The sequence below is a fragment of the Streptomyces sp. NPDC032472 genome, from assembly GCF_040636955.1.
Classification (GTDB): domain Bacteria; phylum Actinomycetota; class Actinomycetes; order Streptomycetales; family Streptomycetaceae; genus Streptomyces.
Map to the genome: position 1 here is coordinate 97,861 of NZ_JBEZVK010000012.1, position 19,671 is coordinate 117,531.

17 protein-coding genes and 4 tRNA genes are annotated in these 19,671 nt (G+C 71.9%); 12 read left to right on the forward strand and 9 right to left on the reverse strand.

The window, feature by feature from the left end; translation table 11 throughout:
- Nucleotides 1–45: 45 nt before the first annotated feature.
- Both AB0F11_RS10335 and AB0F11_RS10340 read right to left on the reverse strand, forming a co-directional pair.
- On the reverse strand, nucleotides 46–1,497 hold the full coding sequence (locus tag AB0F11_RS10335) for a sulfatase-like hydrolase/transferase (RefSeq protein WP_362170371.1): 1,452 nt from the start codon (nucleotides 1,495–1,497) through the stop codon (nucleotides 46–48).
- A gap of 183 nt (nucleotides 1,498–1,680) precedes the next feature.
- Nucleotides 1,681–1,776 (reverse strand): putative leader peptide, encoded by a 96-nt coding sequence (locus AB0F11_RS10340; protein ID WP_352211348.1) that lies wholly within the window; start codon nucleotides 1,774–1,776, stop codon nucleotides 1,681–1,683.
- 160 nt (nucleotides 1,777–1,936) lie between these two features.
- Here AB0F11_RS10340 and purF point away from each other — a divergent pair, with 160 nt between their 5' ends.
- Together purF and purM are read left to right on the forward strand one after the other, a co-directional pair.
- Nucleotides 1,937–3,454: an amidophosphoribosyltransferase gene (gene purF, locus AB0F11_RS10345; protein WP_362170373.1), complete on the forward strand. Its 1,518-nt coding sequence runs from the start codon at nucleotides 1,937–1,939 to the stop codon at nucleotides 3,452–3,454.
- A gap of 97 nt (nucleotides 3,455–3,551) precedes the next feature.
- Entirely contained in the window at nucleotides 3,552–4,622 is a 1,071-nt protein-coding gene (gene purM / locus AB0F11_RS10350) for a phosphoribosylformylglycinamidine cyclo-ligase (RefSeq protein WP_362170375.1), read from the forward strand.
- A 130-nt stretch (nucleotides 4,623–4,752) separates the two neighbouring features.
- On the opposite strand, the gene AB0F11_RS10355 is transcribed toward purM, so the two are convergent.
- On the reverse strand, nucleotides 4,753–5,022 hold the full coding sequence (locus tag AB0F11_RS10355) for a DUF3073 domain-containing protein (RefSeq protein ID WP_362170468.1): 270 nt from the start codon (nucleotides 5,020–5,022) through the stop codon (nucleotides 4,753–4,755).
- Nucleotides 5,023–5,325: 303 nt separating this feature from the next.
- On the reverse strand, nucleotides 5,326–6,450 hold the full coding sequence (locus AB0F11_RS10360) for an amino acid dehydrogenase (RefSeq protein ID WP_362170377.1): 1,125 nt from the start codon (nucleotides 6,448–6,450) through the stop codon (nucleotides 5,326–5,328).
- Between the two features lie 214 nt (nucleotides 6,451–6,664).
- Between AB0F11_RS10360 and AB0F11_RS10365 the strand changes: the two genes are divergently transcribed.
- Together AB0F11_RS10365 and bldC are read left to right on the forward strand one after the other, a co-directional pair.
- Nucleotides 6,665–7,519 (forward strand): hypothetical protein, encoded by an 855-nt coding sequence (locus AB0F11_RS10365; protein WP_362170379.1) that lies wholly within the window; start codon nucleotides 6,665–6,667, stop codon nucleotides 7,517–7,519.
- 592 nt (nucleotides 7,520–8,111) lie between these two features.
- Nucleotides 8,112–8,318: a developmental transcriptional regulator BldC gene (bldC, locus tag AB0F11_RS10370; protein ID WP_003949541.1), complete on the forward strand. Its 207-nt coding sequence runs from the start codon at nucleotides 8,112–8,114 to the stop codon at nucleotides 8,316–8,318.
- A gap of 445 nt (nucleotides 8,319–8,763) precedes the next feature.
- On the opposite strand, the gene AB0F11_RS10375 is transcribed toward bldC, so the two are convergent.
- Both AB0F11_RS10375 and hrpA read right to left on the reverse strand, forming a co-directional pair.
- A tRNA-Asp gene (locus tag AB0F11_RS10375) sits at nucleotides 8,764–8,837 on the reverse strand.
- Between the two features lie 104 nt (nucleotides 8,838–8,941).
- Complete coding sequence (hrpA, locus tag AB0F11_RS10380) at nucleotides 8,942–12,865, reverse strand: ATP-dependent RNA helicase HrpA (protein WP_362170381.1); 3,924 nt, start codon at nucleotides 12,863–12,865, stop codon at nucleotides 8,942–8,944.
- A gap of 111 nt (nucleotides 12,866–12,976) precedes the next feature.
- Between hrpA and AB0F11_RS10385 the strand changes: the two genes are divergently transcribed.
- From AB0F11_RS10385 to AB0F11_RS10395, 3 genes are all read left to right on the forward strand, one after another.
- Nucleotides 12,977–13,402, forward strand: a complete 426-nt coding sequence (locus tag AB0F11_RS10385) for a hypothetical protein (RefSeq protein ID WP_362170383.1) — start codon at nucleotides 12,977–12,979, stop codon at nucleotides 13,400–13,402.
- A gap of 70 nt (nucleotides 13,403–13,472) precedes the next feature.
- A complete protein-coding gene (locus tag AB0F11_RS10390) occupies nucleotides 13,473–14,276 on the forward strand; it encodes a thioredoxin domain-containing protein (protein ID WP_362170385.1) in 804 nt (267 codons plus the stop codon).
- A complete protein-coding gene (locus AB0F11_RS10395; RefSeq protein ID WP_362170387.1) occupies nucleotides 14,273–15,118 on the forward strand; it encodes a cytochrome c biogenesis CcdA family protein in 846 nt (281 codons plus the stop codon). The genes AB0F11_RS10390 and AB0F11_RS10395 overlap by 4 nt, the downstream gene beginning before the upstream one ends.
- A 39-nt stretch (nucleotides 15,119–15,157) precedes the next feature.
- Here the strand turns inward: AB0F11_RS10395 and AB0F11_RS10400 are convergent.
- The 3 genes from AB0F11_RS10400 to AB0F11_RS10410 form a co-directional block, all read right to left on the reverse strand.
- Nucleotides 15,158–15,231 (reverse strand) — tRNA-Phe (locus tag AB0F11_RS10400).
- Nucleotides 15,232–15,253: 22 nt separating this feature from the next.
- Nucleotides 15,254–15,327 (reverse strand) — tRNA-Asp (locus AB0F11_RS10405).
- A 39-nt stretch (nucleotides 15,328–15,366) separates the two neighbouring features.
- A tRNA-Glu gene (locus tag AB0F11_RS10410) sits at nucleotides 15,367–15,439 on the reverse strand.
- 127 nt (nucleotides 15,440–15,566) lie between these two features.
- Between AB0F11_RS10410 and AB0F11_RS10415 the strand changes: the two genes are divergently transcribed.
- The 5 genes from AB0F11_RS10415 to AB0F11_RS10435 form a co-directional block, all read left to right on the forward strand.
- Nucleotides 15,567–15,917 carry a metallopeptidase family protein gene (locus AB0F11_RS10415; RefSeq protein ID WP_362170389.1) on the forward strand — a complete coding sequence of 117 codons (351 nt, stop codon included), beginning with the start codon at nucleotides 15,567–15,569 and terminating at the stop codon, nucleotides 15,915–15,917.
- Complete coding sequence (locus AB0F11_RS10420) at nucleotides 15,914–16,441, forward strand: CrcB family protein (protein ID WP_362170391.1); 528 nt, start codon at nucleotides 15,914–15,916, stop codon at nucleotides 16,439–16,441. Before AB0F11_RS10415 ends, AB0F11_RS10420 begins: the two co-directional genes overlap by 4 nt.
- Nucleotides 16,438–16,812: a CrcB family protein gene (locus AB0F11_RS10425; RefSeq protein ID WP_362170393.1), complete on the forward strand. Its 375-nt coding sequence runs from the start codon at nucleotides 16,438–16,440 to the stop codon at nucleotides 16,810–16,812. Before AB0F11_RS10420 ends, AB0F11_RS10425 begins: the two co-directional genes overlap by 4 nt.
- A gap of 141 nt (nucleotides 16,813–16,953) precedes the next feature.
- The gene (locus AB0F11_RS10430; protein ID WP_362170394.1) at nucleotides 16,954–17,466 is read left to right on the forward strand and encodes a hypothetical protein; all 513 of its coding nucleotides are present in this window, start codon (nucleotides 16,954–16,956) and stop codon (nucleotides 17,464–17,466) included.
- Between the two features lie 259 nt (nucleotides 17,467–17,725).
- Nucleotides 17,726–19,671 (forward strand): DEAD/DEAH box helicase (locus tag AB0F11_RS10435; RefSeq protein WP_362170396.1); only part of this gene is annotated, 1,946 nt, incomplete at its 3' end.

Genomic DNA, 19,671 nt, shown 5'->3' on the forward strand with positions numbered 1-19,671 from the left:
GGTCCGGTCAGGGGTCCCGGCCCGGGCCCGCGCCCGGCCCGGCGGTCAGGCCGGGTACGGCAGCAGGCCGGCGTCCGTCGCCTCCCAGGCCCTGCGCAGCTCGGCCAGCCGCCCCGGCTCCAGAGCGGCCCGGTCGGCCTGTTCCCGGGCGTCCGCGGCCAGGTCGAACAGCTGGTCCCGGCCGGTCTTGCCGCGGTAGTACTTCCAGTTCCCGCGCCGCAGGGCCCGCTCCCCGCGCACCCGCCAGAACAGGTCCCGCTCGGCCGGCTGCTCGCCGCGCAGCAGGTAACCGGCCAGGCTGACCCCGTCCAGCGGGTAGGCCGCGTGCGGGCGGGTCCCGGCGAGCTCCAGCAGCGTCGCCGTCCAGTCCGGGGTGAAGACCGGGACCCGGCTGACCTGCCCGCCGTCGATCCGGGCCGGCCAGCGCACGATGTTCGGCACGCGGATGCCGCCCTCCTGCAGGGACGCCTTGTTCCCCGACAGCGGCCAGGTGTACGAGAACCGCTCGCCCCCGTTGTCGCTGGAGAAGAACACCAGGGTGTCCTGCTCCTGCCCGGAGCGGCGCAGCGCGTCCAGCACCGCGCCGACCGAGCGGTCGAGGTCCTCGACCATCTGCTTGTACTTCCCGACGGAGCCGCCGTCCTGGTGCCACAGGGCCCGCGCGTCGCCGGCCTTGATCCGGCGCTCGACCTCGGCGCTCGCCGCGGTGTCGCCTTCGGCGATCCACGGCCAGTGCGGGGTGGTGAAGTTGAGGTTCAGCAGCCACGGCCTGCCGCCGTGGTCGCGGGCCACGTACTCGGAGGCCCGCTCGGTCAGGATCCGGGTGTAGTAGCGCAGGTCCTTGTACGCGGCGTCGCCCTCGTAGAGGTCGTACTCGCCGCCCAGGCCCAGCTTGGAGTAGTACTCCAGGGCCCCGCCGAAGTTGCCGAAGAACTCGTCCCAGCCGGACCGGGTCGGGCTGTAGTCCGGCAGGTAGCCGCAGTGCCACTTGCCGATCAGCGCGGTCGCGTAGCCGGAGTCGCGCAGCAGCGAGGCCAGCGTCGGGTGCGTGGGCTCCAGCCCGGCGGACTTGTCGGCGATGGGCTCGGCCAGCCCGCCCTTGGTGCGGCCCGGGTAGCGGCCGGTGTACAGGCTGAACCGGGTCGGCGAGCAGGTCGCCGAGCCCGAGTAGGCGTCGGTGAAGCGGACGCCCTGGCCGGCGAGGCGGTCCAGGTTCGGCGTCCTGATGTGCGGGGAGCCGTACGAGGACAGGTCGGCCCAGCCGAGGTCGTCGCCCAGGATGAACAGGATGTTGGGCCGCCGGGAGTGCCGGCCGCGAGCGGCGCGGAACTCCCGCTCGGCGGGTGCGGCTTCCGGGCCCGAGGGCGCCGGCTGCGGGGCCGCGTGGGCCGGGCCCGCGGCGGCTGCCGAGCCGACGGCCGCGGCGGCGGCGCCGGCCCCGACGGCACCGCCGAAGGCGCGCCGGGACAGCGGGGGCCGGTGTTCGTACGAGGTCACGAGTACTCCAGGGCACGGCCTGCCGACCCGCCCGGGGACGGCCGTCCGGCCCCGGGCGGCGCGGGACGGCGCACGGCACGGCAGGGCGGGGCGGCTGCTGCCCGGGCGGGCAGCAGCAGGAACAGGAAAGGGAAGAACGGCAGAAAAGGGGAAAGCCGAGGAAAAGCAGGCGGGAGCGCGTGACTACGCGGAACAGCGACAGATGGCGCTCGCGACACGGACCAGGTCCACGTGCCGGCGCTCGACGAGGGTGACGGCTCGGTCACCGAGAGGCTGCATGGAGCGGAAGCCTGTCCGCAGCCCCCGCAGGCTGTCAACCTGCGCATTCCGGATTTCGAGACGGTCACCCTCCGCAGGGGTTACCCGACTGTCCGCACTGTGACTTTCCCGGGCGGTCCCCAATTCGGACCAGTGGTCGATCTCGCCTACACTCGATGGCGTGCCTCGTGGTGATGGACGACTCAACCACGACCTGCTCCCCGGCGAAAAGGGCCCCCAGGACGCTTGCGGCGTCTTCGGTGTCTGGGCTCCGGGTGAAGAGGTCGCCAAGCTCACCTACTTCGGACTGTATGCGCTGCAGCACCGTGGACAGGAGTCCGCGGGTATCGCTGTGAGCAACGGTTCCCAGATCCTCGTCTTCAAGGACATGGGCCTCGTTTCCCAGGTCTTCGACGAAACCTCTCTCGGCTCGCTCCAGGGTCATATCGCGGTCGGTCACGCCCGCTACTCGACCACCGGAGCCTCCGTCTGGGAGAACGCTCAGCCCACCTTCCGCGCGACCGCCCACGGCTCCATTGCCCTGGGCCACAACGGCAACCTGGTGAACACCGCCGAGCTTGCCGAGATGGTCGCTGACCTCCCCCGTCAGGACGGCCGCGCCACCCAGGTGGCGGCCACCAACGACACCGACCTGGTCACCGCCCTGCTGGCCGGCCAGACGGACGACGACGGCAAGCCCCTGACCATCGAGGAGTCGGCCGCCAAGGTCCTCCCGCAGGTCAAGGGCGCCTTCTCCCTCGTCTTCATGGACGAGGGCACCCTCTACACCGCCCGTGACCCGCAGGGCATCCGCCCGCTGGTCCTCGGCCGCCTGGAGCGCGGCTGGGTGGTCGCGAGCGAGACCGCCGCCCTCGACATCGTGGGCGCCAGCTTCGTCCGCGAGGTCGAGCCGGGCGAGCTCATCGCGATCGACGAGCACGGCCTGCGCACCTCGCGCTTCGCAGAAGCGAAGCCCAAGGGCTGTGTCTTCGAGTACGTCTACCTGGCGCGCCCGGACACCGACATCGCCGGCCGGAACGTCTACCTCTCGCGCGTCGAGATGGGCCGCCGTCTGGCCAAGGAAGCCCCGGTCGACGCCGACCTCGTCATAGCGACGCCGGAATCGGGCACGCCCGCCGCCGTCGGCTACGCCGAGGAGAGCGGGATCCCGTACGGCTCCGGCCTGGTCAAGAACGCCTACGTCGGCCGGACCTTCATCCAGCCCTCGCAGACCATCCGCCAGCTGGGCATCCGCCTCAAGCTCAACCCCCTCAAGGAAGTCATCCGGGGCAAGCGCCTGGTGGTCGTCGACGACTCGATCGTCCGCGGCAACACCCAGCGCGCGCTGGTCCGCATGCTCCGTGAGGCCGGTGCGGCCGAGGTCCACATCCGGATCTCCTCGCCGCCGGTGAAGTGGCCGTGCTTCTTCGGCATCGACTTCGCCACCCGGGCCGAGCTGATCGCCAACGGCATGAGCGTCGAGGAGATCGGCACCTCCCTGGGTGCGGACTCCCTCGCGTACATCTCGCTCGACTCGATGATCGAGGCGACGACCATCCAGAAGCCGAACCTCTGCCGCGCGTGCTTCGACGGCGAGTACCCCATGGAGCTGCCCGACCCGCAGCTGCTGGGCAAGCAGCTCCTGGAGACCGAGCTGGCCGGCGGCGCCGACGCCGCCGACGCACTGCGCCGCCCGTAGCGCCGCAGCCCGCTCAACCTGCGCCGGGCCCTGTCTTTGAGGCTTCTCCCAGGGCCCGGCACCACACGCAGCAACGACACGAAAGCTCTCGCCTGTCATGACAGAGAAGACCACCGGTGCCAGCTACGCAGCCGCCGGCGTCGACATCGAAGCGGGCGACCGCGCCGTCGAGCTGATGAAGGAGTGGGTGAAGAAGACGCAGCGCCCCGAGGTCCTCGGCGGCCTCGGCGGCTTCGCCGGCCTCTTCGACGCCTCCGCCCTCAAGCGCTACGAGCGCCCCCTGCTGGCCTCGGCCACGGACGGCGTCGGCACCAAGGTGGACATCGCCCGCCAGATGGGCGTGTACGACACCATCGGCCACGACCTGGTCGCCATGGTCATGGACGACATCGTGGTCTGCGGTGCCGAGCCGCTCTTCATGACCGACTACATCTGCGTGGGCAAGGTCCACCCGGAGCGCGTCGCCGCGATCGTCAAGGGCATCGCCGAGGGTTGCGTCCTGGCCGGCTGCGCCCTGGTCGGCGGCGAGACCGCCGAGCACCCGGGCCTGCTCGGCCCGGACGACTTCGACGTGGCGGGCGCCGGCACGGGCGTCGTCGAGTACGACCGCCTGCTCGGCGCGGATCGCATCCGTACGGGGGACGCGGTCATCGCGATGGCGTCCTCCGGTCTTCACTCGAACGGGTACTCGCTGGTTCGCCACGTGCTCTTCGACCGGGCGGGGATGTCCCTCGACCAGCACGTGGAGGAGCTCGGCCGGACCCTCGGCGAGGAGCTGCTGGAGCCGACCAAGATCTACTCGCTGGACTGCCTGGCCCTCACCCGGACGGCCGAGGTGCACGCCTACTCGCACATCACCGGCGGCGGCCTCGCGGCGAACCTGGCCCGGGTCGTCCCGGACCACCTGCACGCCACGGTCGACCGTTCGACCTGGACGCCGGGGGCGGTCTTCGACCTCGTCGGCAAGGCCGGCCAGGTGGAGCAGCTGGAGCTGGAGAAGACCCTGAACATGGGCGTCGGCATGATGGCCGTGGTCCCGCAGGAGTCGGTCGAGGTGGCCCTGACAGCGCTGGCCGACCGGGGTGTCGACGCCTGGGTGGCCGGCGAGATCACCGAGCGCGGCGAGCACACCGAGGGTGCGGCCCTGACCGGCTCGTACGCGAGCTGAGACAGCACGGAAACCCGGTCCGGGGCGTGGCCCTGGACCGGGTTTCGTGTGTCTGCCGTGTTGCTCTGTGCTGCTCAGCCGATGGTGGTCACGCTGTACCACCTGCGTGCTGCGGACGTGACAGCGTCAGTCAAGCGCCGCGGCGCTGCTGTGCCGACGGGCCGGACTCGTCGTCCTCGTCCTCGTCGTCATCGCTGTTGTACAGCTCCGCGTACTTGGCGTACGGGTCGTCCTCGTCCAGCTCGTCATCGACGTCGACCGGCTCGCTGACAGGCAGCAGCGGCGCCGTCGGCGATGCGCCCAGCTCATTGGCCAGACGCGAGAGGTCAGTCCCGCCGCTGTTGTACTTCAGCTGGCGGGCGACCTTTGTCTGCTTGGCCTTGGCCCGGCCGCGCCCCATGGCTCGACCCCCTCGGTGACGGGGCTCGACGGCCCCAGAGTCTGACACGCGTTCATGGTTCGGAGCGGGCTCTCCGTGGAGAGACCGTCCGTAGGGGTTTAACGGTACCTGCTTCCGGGGCCATACGGTACGCCGCCCGCATGACGCGCCTCGGTGCAGGACCATCGAGGCGCCCCGTCCTCGCTGGTCAGCTGCGATTTTAACTCTTTCCTGGCGGACGACCCGCCGAAGTGCAGTGAGTTCCGTCTCGCCGCACCCCGGCGGGCGCACACGGCAGGTGCCGCGGGGCCGTCGGGGCCGCCGTCAGGAGGCCGCCGCCGCCTTCGCGGCGCGGCCGTCGGCCATCCGCTGCTCGGCGATCCGGTCGGCCGCCGCGGCCGGCGGAATGCCGTCGGCCTTCGCACGGGCAAAGATTTCGAGCGTGGTGTCGAAGATCTTCGTGGCCTTGGCCTTGCACCGGTCGAAGTCGAAGCCGTGCAGCTCGTCGGCGACCTGGATGACGCCGCCCGCGTTGACCACGTAGTCGGGCGCGTACAGGATGCCGCGGTCCGCGAGGTCCTTCTCGATGCCCGGGTGCGCGAGCTGGTTGTTCGCCGCGCCGCAGACGATCTGCGCGGTGAGGGCGGGCACGGTGTCGTCGTTCAGGGCGCCGCCGAGTGCGCAGGGGGCGTAGATGTCGAGCCCCCCGACGGACTCCGCGCGGATCAGCGCGTCGGTGTCGGCGACGGCGGTGACCTGCGGGTGCTTGTCGAGGATGCGGCGCACGGACTCCTCGCGGACGTCCGTGATGACGACCTCGGCGCCGTCCTCCAGGAGGTGCTCGACCAGGTAGTGGCCGACCTTGCCGACGCCCGCCACGCCGACCTTGCGGCCGCGCAGGGTCGGGTCGCCCCACAGGTACTGGGCGGAGGCCCGCATGCCCTGGAAGACGCCGAAGGCGGTGAGCACGGAGGAGTCGCCGGCGCCGCCGTTCTCGGGGGAGCGGCCGGTGGCCCACCGGGTCTCGCGGGCGACGACGTCCATGTCCGCCACGTACGTGCCGACGTCGCAGGCCGTCACGTAGCGGCCGCCGAGGGACTCCACGAACCGGCCGTAGGCCAGCAGCAGTTCCTCGCTCTTGATGACGTCCGGGTCGCCGATGATGACGGCCTTGCCGCCGCCGAGGCCGAGGCCGGCCATGGCGTTCTTGTAGGACATGCCGCGCGACAGGTTCAGCGCGTCCTGGACGGCCTCCTCGTCGGAGGCGTACGCGTGGAAGCGCGTGCCGCCGAGGGCGGGGCCCAGGGCGGTGGAGTGGATGGCGATGACGGCCTTCAGGCCAGTGGCTCGGTCCTGGCACAGCACGACTTGCTCGTGGCCGCCCTGTTCCGTGCGGAACAGGGTGTGCAGGACGCCGTCGGTCATTTCGGTCACGGTGGTGACTCCCATGGAAGAGATGCGGCGGAAAGACGCCCGCCCTGCGGGTGGGGGAGGGCGTGCTGGGAGCAGAGTAAGACCTGAAGGGCCCGCGCACTCGACCTGTCCAGAGATCGGAACACTCGGGGAGTACCTACCCGGCAGTCAGGGGCGCAAGCAGCCGGCCGCCGGGGCGGGCGTGCGCGGGGCGGAGTAGGCGCGTGCGGGGCGGGGGAGTACGAAGGGCGTGAGTGAATCCTCCGAGACCGGGCTGCCGTCCGCGCGCTCGGCGCCGACCGTCCCGTACGCCTCCTACCTGCGCGTCTACGAGCCGCTGGCGGCCTTCGCGGAGCCGGAGCGCACGCACTGGGCCTCGTACGCCCGGCGCGCGGTGGTGCCGACGGCCCAGGACGAACTGCGCCGCTCGCTGGCGGACTTGGTGCGGGTGCCGGTGGTCGGGGTGCCGGTGCACGAGAGCGCGGACGCGTTCACCGCACACGTGGACGGGGTGCTGCTGGTCTGCCCGTGGCGGACCCGGCTGCGCGGCTGGCTGGCGCTCAAGGAGCTCGTGGAGGAGTTCCCGCAGCCGGTGCTGGACGCGGCGCTCCCGCCGTCGGCGCGGCAGCGGGCGGCCGAGGAGTACGAGCGCTGGCGCGAGCGGAACCCGGACGCGCGGCCGTGGATCCGCACCGCGGTGTGGCAGGTGCCACTGCGCTGGTTCGTGCTGGTGGCCGACGACGAGCGGGAGTACGTGCCGGGCGAGCGGCTGCGCTACCGGACGCCGATGGTGCAGGCCCGGCGGCGCCTCGCGCGGGGGCTGCGGACGCTGCGGGAGGCGGAGGGGTACGAGGGGTTCGCGGACGCCCTGGTGGAGGTCGGCAGCTGGCTGGAGGAGTTCCACCCGCGCTCCATGGTCGAGCTGGACTACGGCGGTCTGGTGCACGCGCTGCCGGGGGACCGGCTGGCGGCCGACCGCTCGGCCCGGGACGTGGCGGTGGGGCTCGCGGCGCTGCGCTCCGGTGACGAGGTCGCGGCGGCGGAGGCGTACGAGGAGCTGTCGGAGCACTGGCGGGAGGTCCGGGAGCGGCTGTTCGCCAACTGAGGGGGCGCGCGGTGGGGGCGCGCGATACGGGTGCGATACGGGCGCGGGATGCGGAAATGGTGTGCCGATCTCATGCCGGATCTATCGCACCCATCGGCCGATCGGGTAGAAACAGCCGGTCGGGGTCTCGTCGGGGGCCTTAGGACCGGGACCTACGTCCCGATACGGGCCATTGGCCCAAGCGTGACGGACTGCACTAAACACACCCTTGCGCCGTTCCCCTACCCTCGTGCCAAAATAGGACAAGGAGTCCGGGGAGGGTTCCTTCCGCCCAACTAAGGGCGGAATGCTCGGCATTGCACGCTACGGGGGGTCTGAGGACTCCTGATCGCTCTGTGACTGATCGTTACAGTGGGGTGACTGTCCGTTATAGGGCGGTCCATCGGCTTCCGCCGCTGATGAACACCTCGGAGGGCAATTCCGTCGGTTTGGCCGTCAAGGCTGGACGGATGGTGTAGTTGTAGTGCCGAGGACAAGCCGTTCGTCCTATAACCGACTCGGCCCGCGTATGTCCATTTCGGGCAACGCGGGCCAAGGTGCAGAATTTAGAGGAAAGAACCGAGATGGTTCGGTTCTCCCGAGGAGGCCGCTCATGACCGCTCGCACCCCTGATGCCGAGCCGCTGCTGACCCCGGCTGAGGTTGCCACGATGTTCCGCGTGGACCCGAAGACGGTGACCCGCTGGGCCAAGGCCGGCAAGCTCACGTCCATCCGCACGCTGGGTGGGCACCGCCGTTACCGCGAGGCCGAGGTTCGCGCCCTGCTCGCGGGAATTCCGCAGCAGCGCAGCGAGGCCTGAGGTCGCGCACAGCACCCCTGTTTTATCGCTTGACCGGGACTGCATCGGATCCCCCAATCCGATGAAACCCACTGGCTTCATGCGGCCGGACCTGCCCCAACAGGTTCCCGGCCGTTCGATCGCGCTGGACTCCGCCGGGTCCAGCGCGATCTTTTTTTGCCCGGGTCGGGGCCGAATCGCGCCGACAGGGTGCATCGGCGGGTGGGGTGCCATTGCACATATTAAATCGAGCACGCGTATGGGTGCGATAAATGCGCTCGTCCCAAAAACTCGTGTGGTGACTCCCGTCACAGGGTGCGCTCATGCGGACGGGGGATTTTGCGGATGCGACCGTTCCGCCACATGGGTGAGTCAAACGGGTGACTCGCCGGGGCAGGCACGGGCCCGCGCAGGCCCGCACATGCAGCAGGGCCCGCATCCTGGGATGCGGGCCCTGCTGTGATTGCGATCCTGACGGGACTTGAACCCGCGACCTCCACCTTGACAGGGTGGCGAGCTAACCAACTGCTCCACAGGACCTCGATGTGCAGCCGATTTCGCGTGGCTGCGCATCAGACTGTACAGCAGTTTCAGGGGTGCGGTCGAACCGGACGCCGCCGGGTCGGCCGAGGTCACGGCGCCGGTCACGGCGCAGCCGCGTCCACCGCCTTCACGATCCGCTTGTCGGAGATCGGGTACGCCGTCCCGAGCGCGTGCGCGAAGTAGCTGACCCGGAGCTCCTCGATCATCCAGCGGATCTCGGTGACCGCCTCCGGGACCGGCCGGCCCTTCGGCAGCTGCTCCAGCAGCCAGGCGTACTCGTCCTGCATCTCGTGGACCTTCTCCATGCGCGTGGTGTCGCGCTGGACGGCCGTCGGCATCTGCTGGAGCCGCCGGTCCGCCGCCACCAGGTAGCGCATCAGGTCGGGCAGCCGGCGCAGGCCCGTCCGCGTCACGAAGCCGGCCGGCATGAGGGCCGCCAGCTGCGCCCTGACGTCCTGGAGGTTCGCCACCAGGGCCAGGCTCTGCGTGGCCTTCAGACGCCGCTCACAGGCCTGCCACGCGGCCAGCACCTGCTGTACCTGCCCGACGGTGCGCACGGTCGTGTCCACCAGGTCGGCGCGCACGGCCTCGTACAGCCTCCGGAAGCCCGCCTCGTCCCAGGCCGGACCGCCGTGGTCGGCGATGAGCTTGTCGGTCGCCGCCGTCGCGCAGTCGTCGAACAGCGCCTGGACGGAGCCGTGCGGAGTGCGCGACAGGGCCAGCTTCTGCTGGTTGTTCAGCTGGTCGGAGGCGAACTTCGCCGCGTTGACCGGGATGTTGAGCAGGATGAGCCTGCGGGTGCCCAGCCACATCGCCTGCTGCTGCTCGGCCTCGGTGTCGAAGAGCCGGACGGCGACGCTCGCGCCCTCGTCCACCAGCGCCGGGTACGCCTTCACGGGCTGGCCCGCGCGCCGGGTCTCGAACACCTTCTCCAGCGTGCCGATGGTCCAGTCCGTGAGGCCGGAGCGCTCCACCGACGCGCCGCCCGCCCGCTCGGCGGTGGCCGCGGCGGCCTTGGACAGCGCCTGGCGGGCCTTCGGCTTGAGCTGCAGGCGCAGGGCCTCCAGGTCCTTGTCCTCGGCGATCTTGCGGCGGCGCTCGTCGACGATCCGGAAGGTGATCTTCAGGTGCTCGGGGATGCGGGCCGTGTCGAAGTCGTCGGCCGTGACCGGCACCCCGACCATCCGGTGCAGTTCCCGCGCCAGGGTGACCGGCAGCGGCTCCTGCAGCGGGACCGCCGTGTCCAGGAAGCGGGCCGCGTAGTTCGGCGCGGGCACGTAGTGCCGGCGGATCGGCTTCGGCAGTGACCGGATCAGCTCCGTGACGACCTCCTCGCGCAGGCCCGGGATCTGCCAGTCGAAGCCCTCGCCGGTGACCTGGTTCAGCACCTGCAGCGGGATGTGGACCGTCACGCCGTCCGCATCCGCGCCCGGCTCGAACTGGTAGGTCACCCGGAACTTCAGCTGCCCCTGCCGCCAGGAGTCCGGGTAGTCCGCCTTCGTGACCCCGGCCGCCTTCTCGGTCAGCAGCATCTCGCGCTCGAAGTCGAGGAGCTCGGGCTCCTCGCGCCGCTTGTGCTTCCACCAGGAGTCGAAGTGCGCCCCGGACACCACGTGCTCGGGGATCCGCTGGTCGTAGAAGTCGAACAGGGTCTCGTCGTCGACGACGATGTCGCGGCGCCGCGCCCGGTTCTCCAGCTCCTCCACCTCGGTGAGGAGCTTGCGGTTGTCGGCGTAGAACTTGTGGTGGGTGCGCCAGTCGCCCTCGACGAGCGCGTTGCGGATGAACAGCTCGCGGGAGACCTCGGGGTCGATCCGCCCGTAGTTCACCTTCCGCTGGGCGACGATCGGCACGCCGTACAGCGTGACCCTCTCGTACGCCATCACCGCCGCCTGGTCCTTCTCCCAGTGCGGCTCGCTGTACGTGCGCTTGATCAGGTGCTGCGCCAGCGGCTCGACCCACTCGGGCTCCACCTTGGCGTTGACCCGGGCCCACAGCCGCGAGGTCTCCACCAGCTCCGCCGACATCACGAACTTCGGCTGCTTCTTGAACAGCGCCGAGCCCGGGAAGACCGCGAACTTCGCACCGCGGGCGCCGAGGTACTCGTTCTTGTCGGTGTCCTTCAGGCCGATGTGCGACAGCAGGCCCGCCAGCAGCGAGACGTGGACGTGCTGCTCCGGTGCGTCCGCCTCGTTCACGTGGATGCCCATGCCGCGGGCGACCGTGCGCAGTTGCGAGTAGATGTCCTGCCACTCCCGGATGCGCAGGAAGTTCAGGTACTCCTGCTTGCACATCCGGCGGAACGAGGACGAGCCGCGCTCCTTCTGCTGCTCGCGCAGGTAGCGCCACAGGTTCAGGAACGACAGGAAGTCGCTGGTCTCGTCCTTGAAGCGGGCGTGGTGCTGGTCGGCCTGGGTCTGCTTGTCCGAGGGCCGCTCGCGCGGGTCCTGGATCGACAGGGCCGCCGCGATGACCATGACCTCGCGGACGCAGTTGTTCTTGTCCGCCTCGATGACCATGCGGGCCAGCCGCGGGTCCACCGGGAGCTGCGAGAGCTGGCGGCCCATGGGGGTCAGCCGCTTGCGGGCGTCCTTCTCCTTGGGGTCCAGCGCGCCGAGCTCCTGCAGGAGCTGGACGCCGTCGCGGATGTTGCGGTGGTCCGGCGGGTCGATGAACGGGAACTTCTCGATCTCGCCGAGGCCGGCCGCGGTCATCTGCAGGATGACGGAGGCGAGGTTCGTGCGCAGGATCTCGGCGTCCGTGAACTCCGGGCGGCCGGCGAAGTCGTCCTCGGAGTACAGCCGGATGCAGATGCCGTCGCTGGTACGGCCGCAGCGGCCCTTGCGCTGGTTGGCGCTGGCCTGCGAGATCCGCTCGATGGGCAGGCGCTGGACCTTGGTGCGGTGGCTGTAGCGGGAGATGCGGGCGGTGCCCGGGTCGATCACGTACTTGATGCCGGGGACGGTCAGCGAGGTCTCGGCGACGTTCGTGGCGAGGACGATCCGGCGGCCGGTGTGCTGCTGGAAGACGCGGTGCTGCTCGGCGTGCGAGAGGCGGGCGTAGAGCGGCAGGACCTCGGTGAAGCGGAGCTTCTTCTTGATGAGCGCGTCGGCGGTGTCGCGGATCTCGCGCTCGCCGGAGAGGAAGACCAGGATGTCGCCCGGCCCTTCGGCCTGGAGCTCGTCCACGGCGTCGCAGATCGCGGTGATCTGGTCGCGGTCGCTCTCCTCGGAATCCTCTTCCAGCAGAGGCCGGTAGCGGACCTCCACCGGGTACGTACGCCCGCTGACCTCGACGATCGGGGCGTCGCCGAAGTGGCGGGAGAAGCGCTCCGGGTCGATGGTCGCCGAGGTGATCACGACCTTGAGGTCGGGGCGCTTCGGCAGCAGCTGGGACAGGTAGCCCAGCAGGAAGTCGATGTTCAGGGACCGCTCGTGCGCCTCGTCGATGATGATCGTGTCGTAGGCGCGCAGCTCGCGGTCCGTCTGGATCTCGGCGAGCAGGATGCCGTCGGTCATCAGCTTCACGAAGGTGGCGTCCGGGTCCACCTGGTCGGTGAAGCGGACCTTCCAGCCGACGGTCTGGCCGATCTCGGACTTCAGCTCCTCGGCGATCCGCTCCGCGACGGTGCGGGCGGCGATCCGGCGGGGCTGCGTGTGCCCGATCATGCCGCGGACGCCGCGGCCGAGCTCCATGCAGATCTTGGGGATCTGCGTGGTCTTGCCGGAACCGGTCTCACCGGCGACGATCACGACCTGGTGGTCGCGTATCGCCTCGGCGATCTCGTCCTTCTTCTGGCTGACGGGCAGGGACTCGGGATACGTGACCTCGGGCATTCGCGAGGCACGCCCGGCCAGCCGCGCGGCGGCCTTCTCGGCCTCCGCGGCGATCTCGTCGAGCACGGCCTGCTTGGCCTCTGGCTTGCGGATGCGGCGGGCGCCTTCGAGGCGGCGGCCGAGGCGGTGCGCGTCGCGGAGGGAGATCTCACCGAGAAGCGTCTGCAGGGCGGCGAAGGAAGTAGACATACCTGCTTGAGGATCTCACCTGCTCCCTCCGGGTGGCGAACGCATTTGTCAGGCGGACCCGTAACATTTCGGGACGAGTCCCCCGACGCCTTTCCGTGAGAGGTCCCGCCCATGCCGAGCAGCCCGCGCCGCGGTGTGTGGTGCCTGCTGGCCGGGGCCCTGCTGGTGCTGCTGTGCGCGGCCGCGGGTGCGGGGTCCCCGTCGGGAGCGGCCGGCTCGGTGGGCGCTGCCGGAGCCCGTACGTCCGTGGGGGTCCAGGCGGGCCCCGACGCTGCGGCGGCGGTCCAGGGGGCCGCGGTGGTGCAGGCTGCCGACCGGGGGGCGCCGCAGTGCGGGCCCGGGCCGGCGGGGCCCGAGCGGGATCCGGCGGTGCCGGCGCGGGCCGGCGGCCCCACGGAGCACGGCGTCGCGGCCGGGAGCCGGACGGCGCCCCGCGGGGGCTGGGCCCCCTGCGCGCTTCCCCGCGCGCTGGCCTGTGTACGCGGGCCCGACCGGCCGGCGCCCGGCCCGGTGGAGCTGTCGGTGATGCGGGTGTAGGAGGGCCGGCCGCCGGCCATGGCGTCCGCTTTCCTCCTCATCCTCTACTTCGCAGCTTTGGAGCATCCGCATGCCCTCTTCACCCTCCTCGTCCTCGTCCGCCCGTGCCTCCCGGCGTAAGCCGCTGCTGATCGCGGCCGCCGTCGCCGCAGCCTCCGTCGCCCTCGGGCTCGCCTCCTGGCAGGCCACCAAGCCCGCCGAGCGCGCCGACCGGGCCGACCGGGGGGCCTCCGCCTCGCAGCCCCGGTCCGCGGGCTCCGACACCCACGCCGGCCTGGCCGGCCTCGCCCGGCGCGAGGCCGGCGACAAGCTGGCCGTGGGCCGTGCCGACGCGCCCGTCGTGCTGATCGAGTACTCCGACTTCAAGTGCGGCTACTGCGGCAAGTTCACCCGTGACACCGAGCCCGCACTGATCGCGAAGTACGTCGAGGAGGGCACCCTGCGGATCGAGTGGCGGAACTTCCCGATCTTCGGCGCCGAGTCCGAGGCCGCGGCCAAGGCCGCCTGGGCCGCCGGGCAGCAGGACCGCTTCCGGGAGTTCCACGCCGCCGCCTACGCCCAGGGCGCCAAGGAGAAGGGCTTCGGCGAGGCGCGGCTGCTGGAGCTCGCCCGCGAGGCCGGGGTCCCGGACCTGGAGCGCTTCCGGCAGGACATGGCCGGCGAGGGCGCCGCGGCCGCGCTGCGGAAGGACCAGGAGGAGGGCTACGGCATCGGGGTGAGCTCCACCCCGTCCTTCCTGGTCAACGGCCGCCCGATCGCCGGGGCCCAGCCGCAGGCCGCCTTCGCCGCGGCCATCGAGCAGGCCAAGGCCACGGCCAAAGCCGCAGCGGGGGCCGGCTCGGGCGGCGGCACCGGCGCCGGGGCCGCGCGGTGACCGGGATCGGCTATGCGGCCGCCCTCCTGGGCGGCCTCCTCGCCCTGCTCAGCCCGTGCAGCGCACTGCTGCTGCCGGCCTTCTTCGCGTACTCGATCGACTCCCGCAGCCGGCTGCTGGCCCGGACCGGGATCTTCTACGCGGGTCTCGCCACCACCCTCGTCCCGCTGGGCGCGGCCTCCTCGACCGCGGGGCGGTTCTTCCACGGCCACCGCGACGCCCTCGTGCTGGCCGGCGGCTGGCTGATCATCGCCCTCGGGGTCGTGCAGATCCTGGGCCTGGGCTTCGCCCCGCGGCGGATCTCGGAGCTGTCGGGCCGGATCCGGCCGACGACCGCCGTGTCGGTGTACGCGCTGGGCGCGGTGTACGGGCTGGCCGGGTTCTGCGCCGGCCCGATCCTGGGCAGCGTCCTGACGGTGGCCGCGGTCGGCGCCAGCCCGGTCTACGGCGGGCTGCTGCTGGCGGTGTACGCGCTGGGGATGGCCGTACCGCTGTTCGTGCTGGCCCTGCTGTGGGAGCGCTTCGACCTCGGGCGGCGGCGCTGGCTGCGCGGGCGCCCGCTCCGGCCGGGCCGGCTGGAGCTGCACAGCACCTCGCTGCTGTCCGGGCTGTTCTTCGTGGCCCTGGGCGCGCTGTTCCTCGCGTACGACGGGGCGAGCGCCCTTCCCGGGCTGCTGGACGTGGACGACTCGTACGCGGTGGAGCAGCGGGTCCAGGCGGTCGCGGGGGCGGTCCCGGACTGGGCGCTGCTGGCCTCGGTCGCCGCGGGCGCGCTCGCCGTGGCCCTGGTGCGCCGGCGCCGCGCCGCCCGCGCCGGGGCGGGGGCGGCGGAGGAGGGGTAAAGCAGAAGGCCCCGTCCGGGGGACGGGGCCTTCCTTTTGTGGCTGGGGCCGGGGTCGAACCGGCGACCTATCGCTTTTCAGGCGATCGCTCGTACCAACTGAGCTACCCAGCCACGAAACCGTTTCCGGTCTCAGCGATCCTGACGGGACTTGAACCCGCGACCTCCACCTTGACAGGGTGGCGAGCTAACCAACTGCTCCACAGGACCATGCAGTGTGCGAGAACCAGTCTTGCACACGGTAATGCGTACCCCCAACGGGATTCGAACCCGTGCTACCGCCTTGAAAGGGCGGCGTCCTGGGCCACTAGACGATGAGGGCTAAAGGCCCGCCGGGGCGCTTTCCAGCGCGTCGGGGACGTGAGAAGCATATGGGATGCGGGGAGCTATCGCCAAAACGGTTTCCCCCGGCCCCCGGGGAGGACCCCGGCCGGAGGGACAATGACCGCGTGCTGCAGATGACACGCGAGGAGTTCGAGGAGCTCGTCGCCGAGGCCCTGGACCGCATCCCGCCGGAGCTGACACGGCTGATGGACAACGTGGCGGTCTTCGTCGAGGACGAGCCGCCGGCGGACGACCCCGAGCTGCTCGGCCTCTACGAGGGAACCCCGCTCACCGACCGCGGCGAGTGGTACGCCGGGGTGCTCCCGGACCGGATCACCATCTACCGCAACCCCACCCTGCGGATGTGCGAGGACCGGGAGGACGTGATCGCGGAGACGGAGATCACGGTGGTCCACGAGATCGCGCACCACTTCGGGATCGACGACGCCCGGCTGCACGCCCTGGGGTACGGGTGACGCGGCCGGTCGAGGGCGCCGAGGCCATCGACCCGGACGTCGACCTGCACGTGCCGGCGCAGCGCGCCGAGCCGCAGGGCCCGGTCCTGGCGGCGGTCGCGGTCGGCGGGGCGCTCGGGGCCTCGGCTCGGTACGGGCTGGTGCTGCTGTTGCCGGCGGGGCCGCAGGGCTTCCCGTGGGCGACGTTCTGGACCAACACGATCGGCTGCGCGCTGATCGGGGTGCTGATGGTCCTGATCGGGGAGGGCGGCCGGACGTCGCCGCACCCGCTGCTGCGGCCGTTCGTCGGCGTCGGGGTGCTCGGCGGGTTCACCACCTTCTCCACGTACGCGGTGGACTTCGCGCGGCTGCTCGACGGGGGCGAGGCCGAGCTCGCGCTGGCGTACGCCGGGCTCACGGTGGTCGCGGCGCTGGGCGCCGTCTGGGCGGCGGCCTCGGCGACCCGCCTCGCGGTGCGCCGCGCGGTGGTACGGGCCGCGGGCCGGGCGGCGGCGCGGCGTGCGGCGGGCGGGGGGCGCGGGTGAACTGGCTGCTGGTGGTGGCGGGGGCGCTCGTCGGGGCGCCGCTGCGGTATCTGACGGACCGTGCGGTGCAGGTGCGCCACGATTCGGTGTTCCCCTGGGGGACGTTCGTGGTGAACACGGCCGCCTGCCTGGTGCTCGGAGCGCTGGCAGGGGCGGCGCTGGCCGGTGCGGCCTCCTCGTGGCTGGGGCTGCTGCTGGGGACCGGGCTGTGCGGGGCGCTGAGCACGTACTCGACCTTCTCGTACGAGACGCTGCGGCTGGCCGAGCGGGGCCGGCACTTCCTGGCGGCGGCGAACGTGGCGGCATCGGTGCTGGCCGGGCTGGGCGCGGTGGTGCTCGGGTCGCAGGTGGCGCGGCAGCTGCTGGTCTGAGCCGGCGGGATGCGCCGGGCGCCCGGACGGATTGCGGACAGCCAGTGTCCCCAAGGGCGTGTCTCTTACGGGGCAAAGGGAGTTGGGCATATTGACCCGCACCCCTCGCGGGCCCTGACCGCCCCTTCGGAGGTGCTTCCCGTGCGCCCGTTGTCCGCTTCCCTCCGACTGGCCGTCACCGCGCTCGCGGTCGCGACCAGTGCGGGCTGCATGAGCGTCGGCGACGACGCCGCCAAGCCCGGCCCCTCCACCGCCGCGAACCACAAGAGCGCCGACGGCGCGGCCGGTGCCGCCGGGCGGACCGCCGGGACCCACGGATCCGGGCGCGGCGCGAAGGCCGGCGGGCAGGGCCAGGACGGCAAGACCGCCGAGGACGGCAAGGCCTCCGGCGCGACCGGGGCGTCCCCGAGCACGGGCGCGCCGGCCGGGCGGCCCGGAGCTCCCTCGCCTTCGGCCGGCCCGGCGGCGGGCGGGGCCGGGGGCCAGGGGCCCCAGCAGCCGCCCTCGGGCGGAGGCGGAGCCGGCGGCTCCGGCGGGGGCCCGGCCACGCCGCCCGCCCAGCAGCCGACCCCCGAGCCGCCCGTGAGCTCCCCCGCTCCGCCGGCCCCCTCGCCGCCGCAGCCGGAGCCCAGCGCCTCGGCCAGCCCCGCCTAGGGCCTGTCCACGGGGGGCCGCCCTCGGCCGGCGACCGGTATCGCCGCAGGTCAGGGCGGACCGGGGCGGAACGACTTGCCAGACCCCCGGATGGGTGCGTATGGTTATAGATCGTTTGATCCCATTGCCCGGCGCCGAATCCGAAGAGCGCCGTGTGGCGCGTACTCTCCCTAGCCGTGGCTGACCGCATCGAGGCGGTCGATTTGCGATTCACGGAGTTTGGGCGCGTGCCGAGACTCCGGAAGGTTTCGCATTTCGCATGTCCATTTCCAGTTCTGACCGTGCCGTCCTGCCCGAGAACGACTCCAACGAGATCGTCGAGGCCGTTGAGGCCCTCGTGGTGACCGAGGCCATGGAGGCCGCGGAGGCGGACGAAATCATCGAGGCCCTTGAGGCCGATGTGACCGCCGCCGACGACACGCACGAGGACGGCGCGGCCGACGCCGACGCCGAGCCCCAGGTGACCTTCGCCGACCTCGGCCTGCCCGAGGGCGTCGTCCGCAAGCTCGCCCAGAACGGTGTCACCGTCCCGTTCCCGATCCAGGCCGCGACCATCCCGGACGCCCTGGCCGGCAAGGACATCCTCGGCCGCGGCCGCACCGGCTCCGGCAAGACCCTCTCCTTCGGTCTGCCGACCCTGGCCCGCCTCGCCGGCGGCTTCACCGAGAAGAAGAAGCCCCGCGCGGTCATCCTCACCCCGACCCGCGAGCTCGCCATGCAGGTCGCCGACGCCCTCCAGCCGTACGGTGACGTCCTCGGCCTGAAGATGAAGGTCGTCTGCGGCGGTACCTCCATGGGCAACCAGATCTACGCCCTGGAGCGCGGTGTCGACATCCTCGTCGCCACCCCCGGCCGCCTGCGCGACATCATCAACCGCGGCGCCTGCTCCCTGGAGAACGTCGAGGTCGCCGTCCTCGACGAGGCCGACCAGATGGCCGACCTGGGCTTCCTGCCCGAGGTCACCGAGCTGCTCGACCAGGTCCCGGCCGGCGGGCAGCGCATGCTCTTCTCCGCCACGATGGAGAACGAGATCGGCACGCTGGTCAAGCGCTACCTGTCGAACCCGGTCAGCCACGAGGTCGACAGCGCCCAGGGCAACGTCACGACCATGACCCACCACGTCCTCGTCGTGAAGCCGAAGGACAAGGCGCCGGTCACCGCCGCCATCGCCGCCCGCAAGGGCCGCACCATCATCTTCGTCCGCACCCAGCTGGGCGCCGACCGCATCGCCGAGCAGCTCGTCGAGGCCGGCGTGAAGGCCGACGCGCTGCACGGCGGCATGACGCAGGGCGCCCGTACCCGCGTCCTCGCCGACTTCAAGGACGGCTACGTCAACGCGCTCGTCGCCACCGACGTCGCCGCCCGCGGCATCCACGTCGACGGCATCGACCTGGTCCTCAACGTGGACCCGGCCGGCGACCACAAGGACTACCTGCACCGCTCGGGCCGCACCGCCCGCGCCGGCAAGTCCGGTGTCGTGGTCTCGCTGGCGCTCCCGCACCAGCGCCGCCAGATCTTCCGCCTGATGGAGGACGCGGGCGTCGAGGCCTCGCGCCACATCGTCGGCGGGGCCGGCGCGTTCGACCCGGAGGTCGCCGAGATCACCGGTGCGCGCTCGCTCACCGAGGTCCAGGCCGACTCCGCGAACAACGCCGCCAAGCAGGCCGAGCGCGAGGTCGCCGAGCTCACCAAGCAGCTGGAGCGCATGACGCGCCGCGCCGCCGAGCTGCGCGAGGAGGCCGACCGCCTGGTCGCCCGCTCCGCCCGCGAGCGCGGCGAGGACCCGGAGGCCGCGGTCGCCGAGGCCGTCGAGGCCGCCGAGGCCGAGGTCGCCGCCGTCGTGGCCGAGCAGGCCGCGCAGGCCGCCGCCCAGGAGCAGCGCAGCTTCGAGCGCCGCGACGAGCGGGGCAACTACGAGCGCCGCGACAACCGCCGGGACGACCGCGGTGACCGCGGTGACCGTGGCGGCTACCGTCGCGACGACCGTCCGTCCGGTGGTTTCCGCCGCGACGAGCGCCGTGACGACCGTCCGTCGGGTGGCTTCCGCCGCGACGACCGTCCGTCGGGTGGCTTCAACCGTGACGACCGCGGTGACCGTGGCGGCTTCCGCCGCGACGACCGTCCGTCCGGTGGTTTCCGCCGCGACGAGCGCCGTGACGACCGTCCGTCGGGTGGCTTCCGCCGCGACGACCGTCCGTCGGGTGG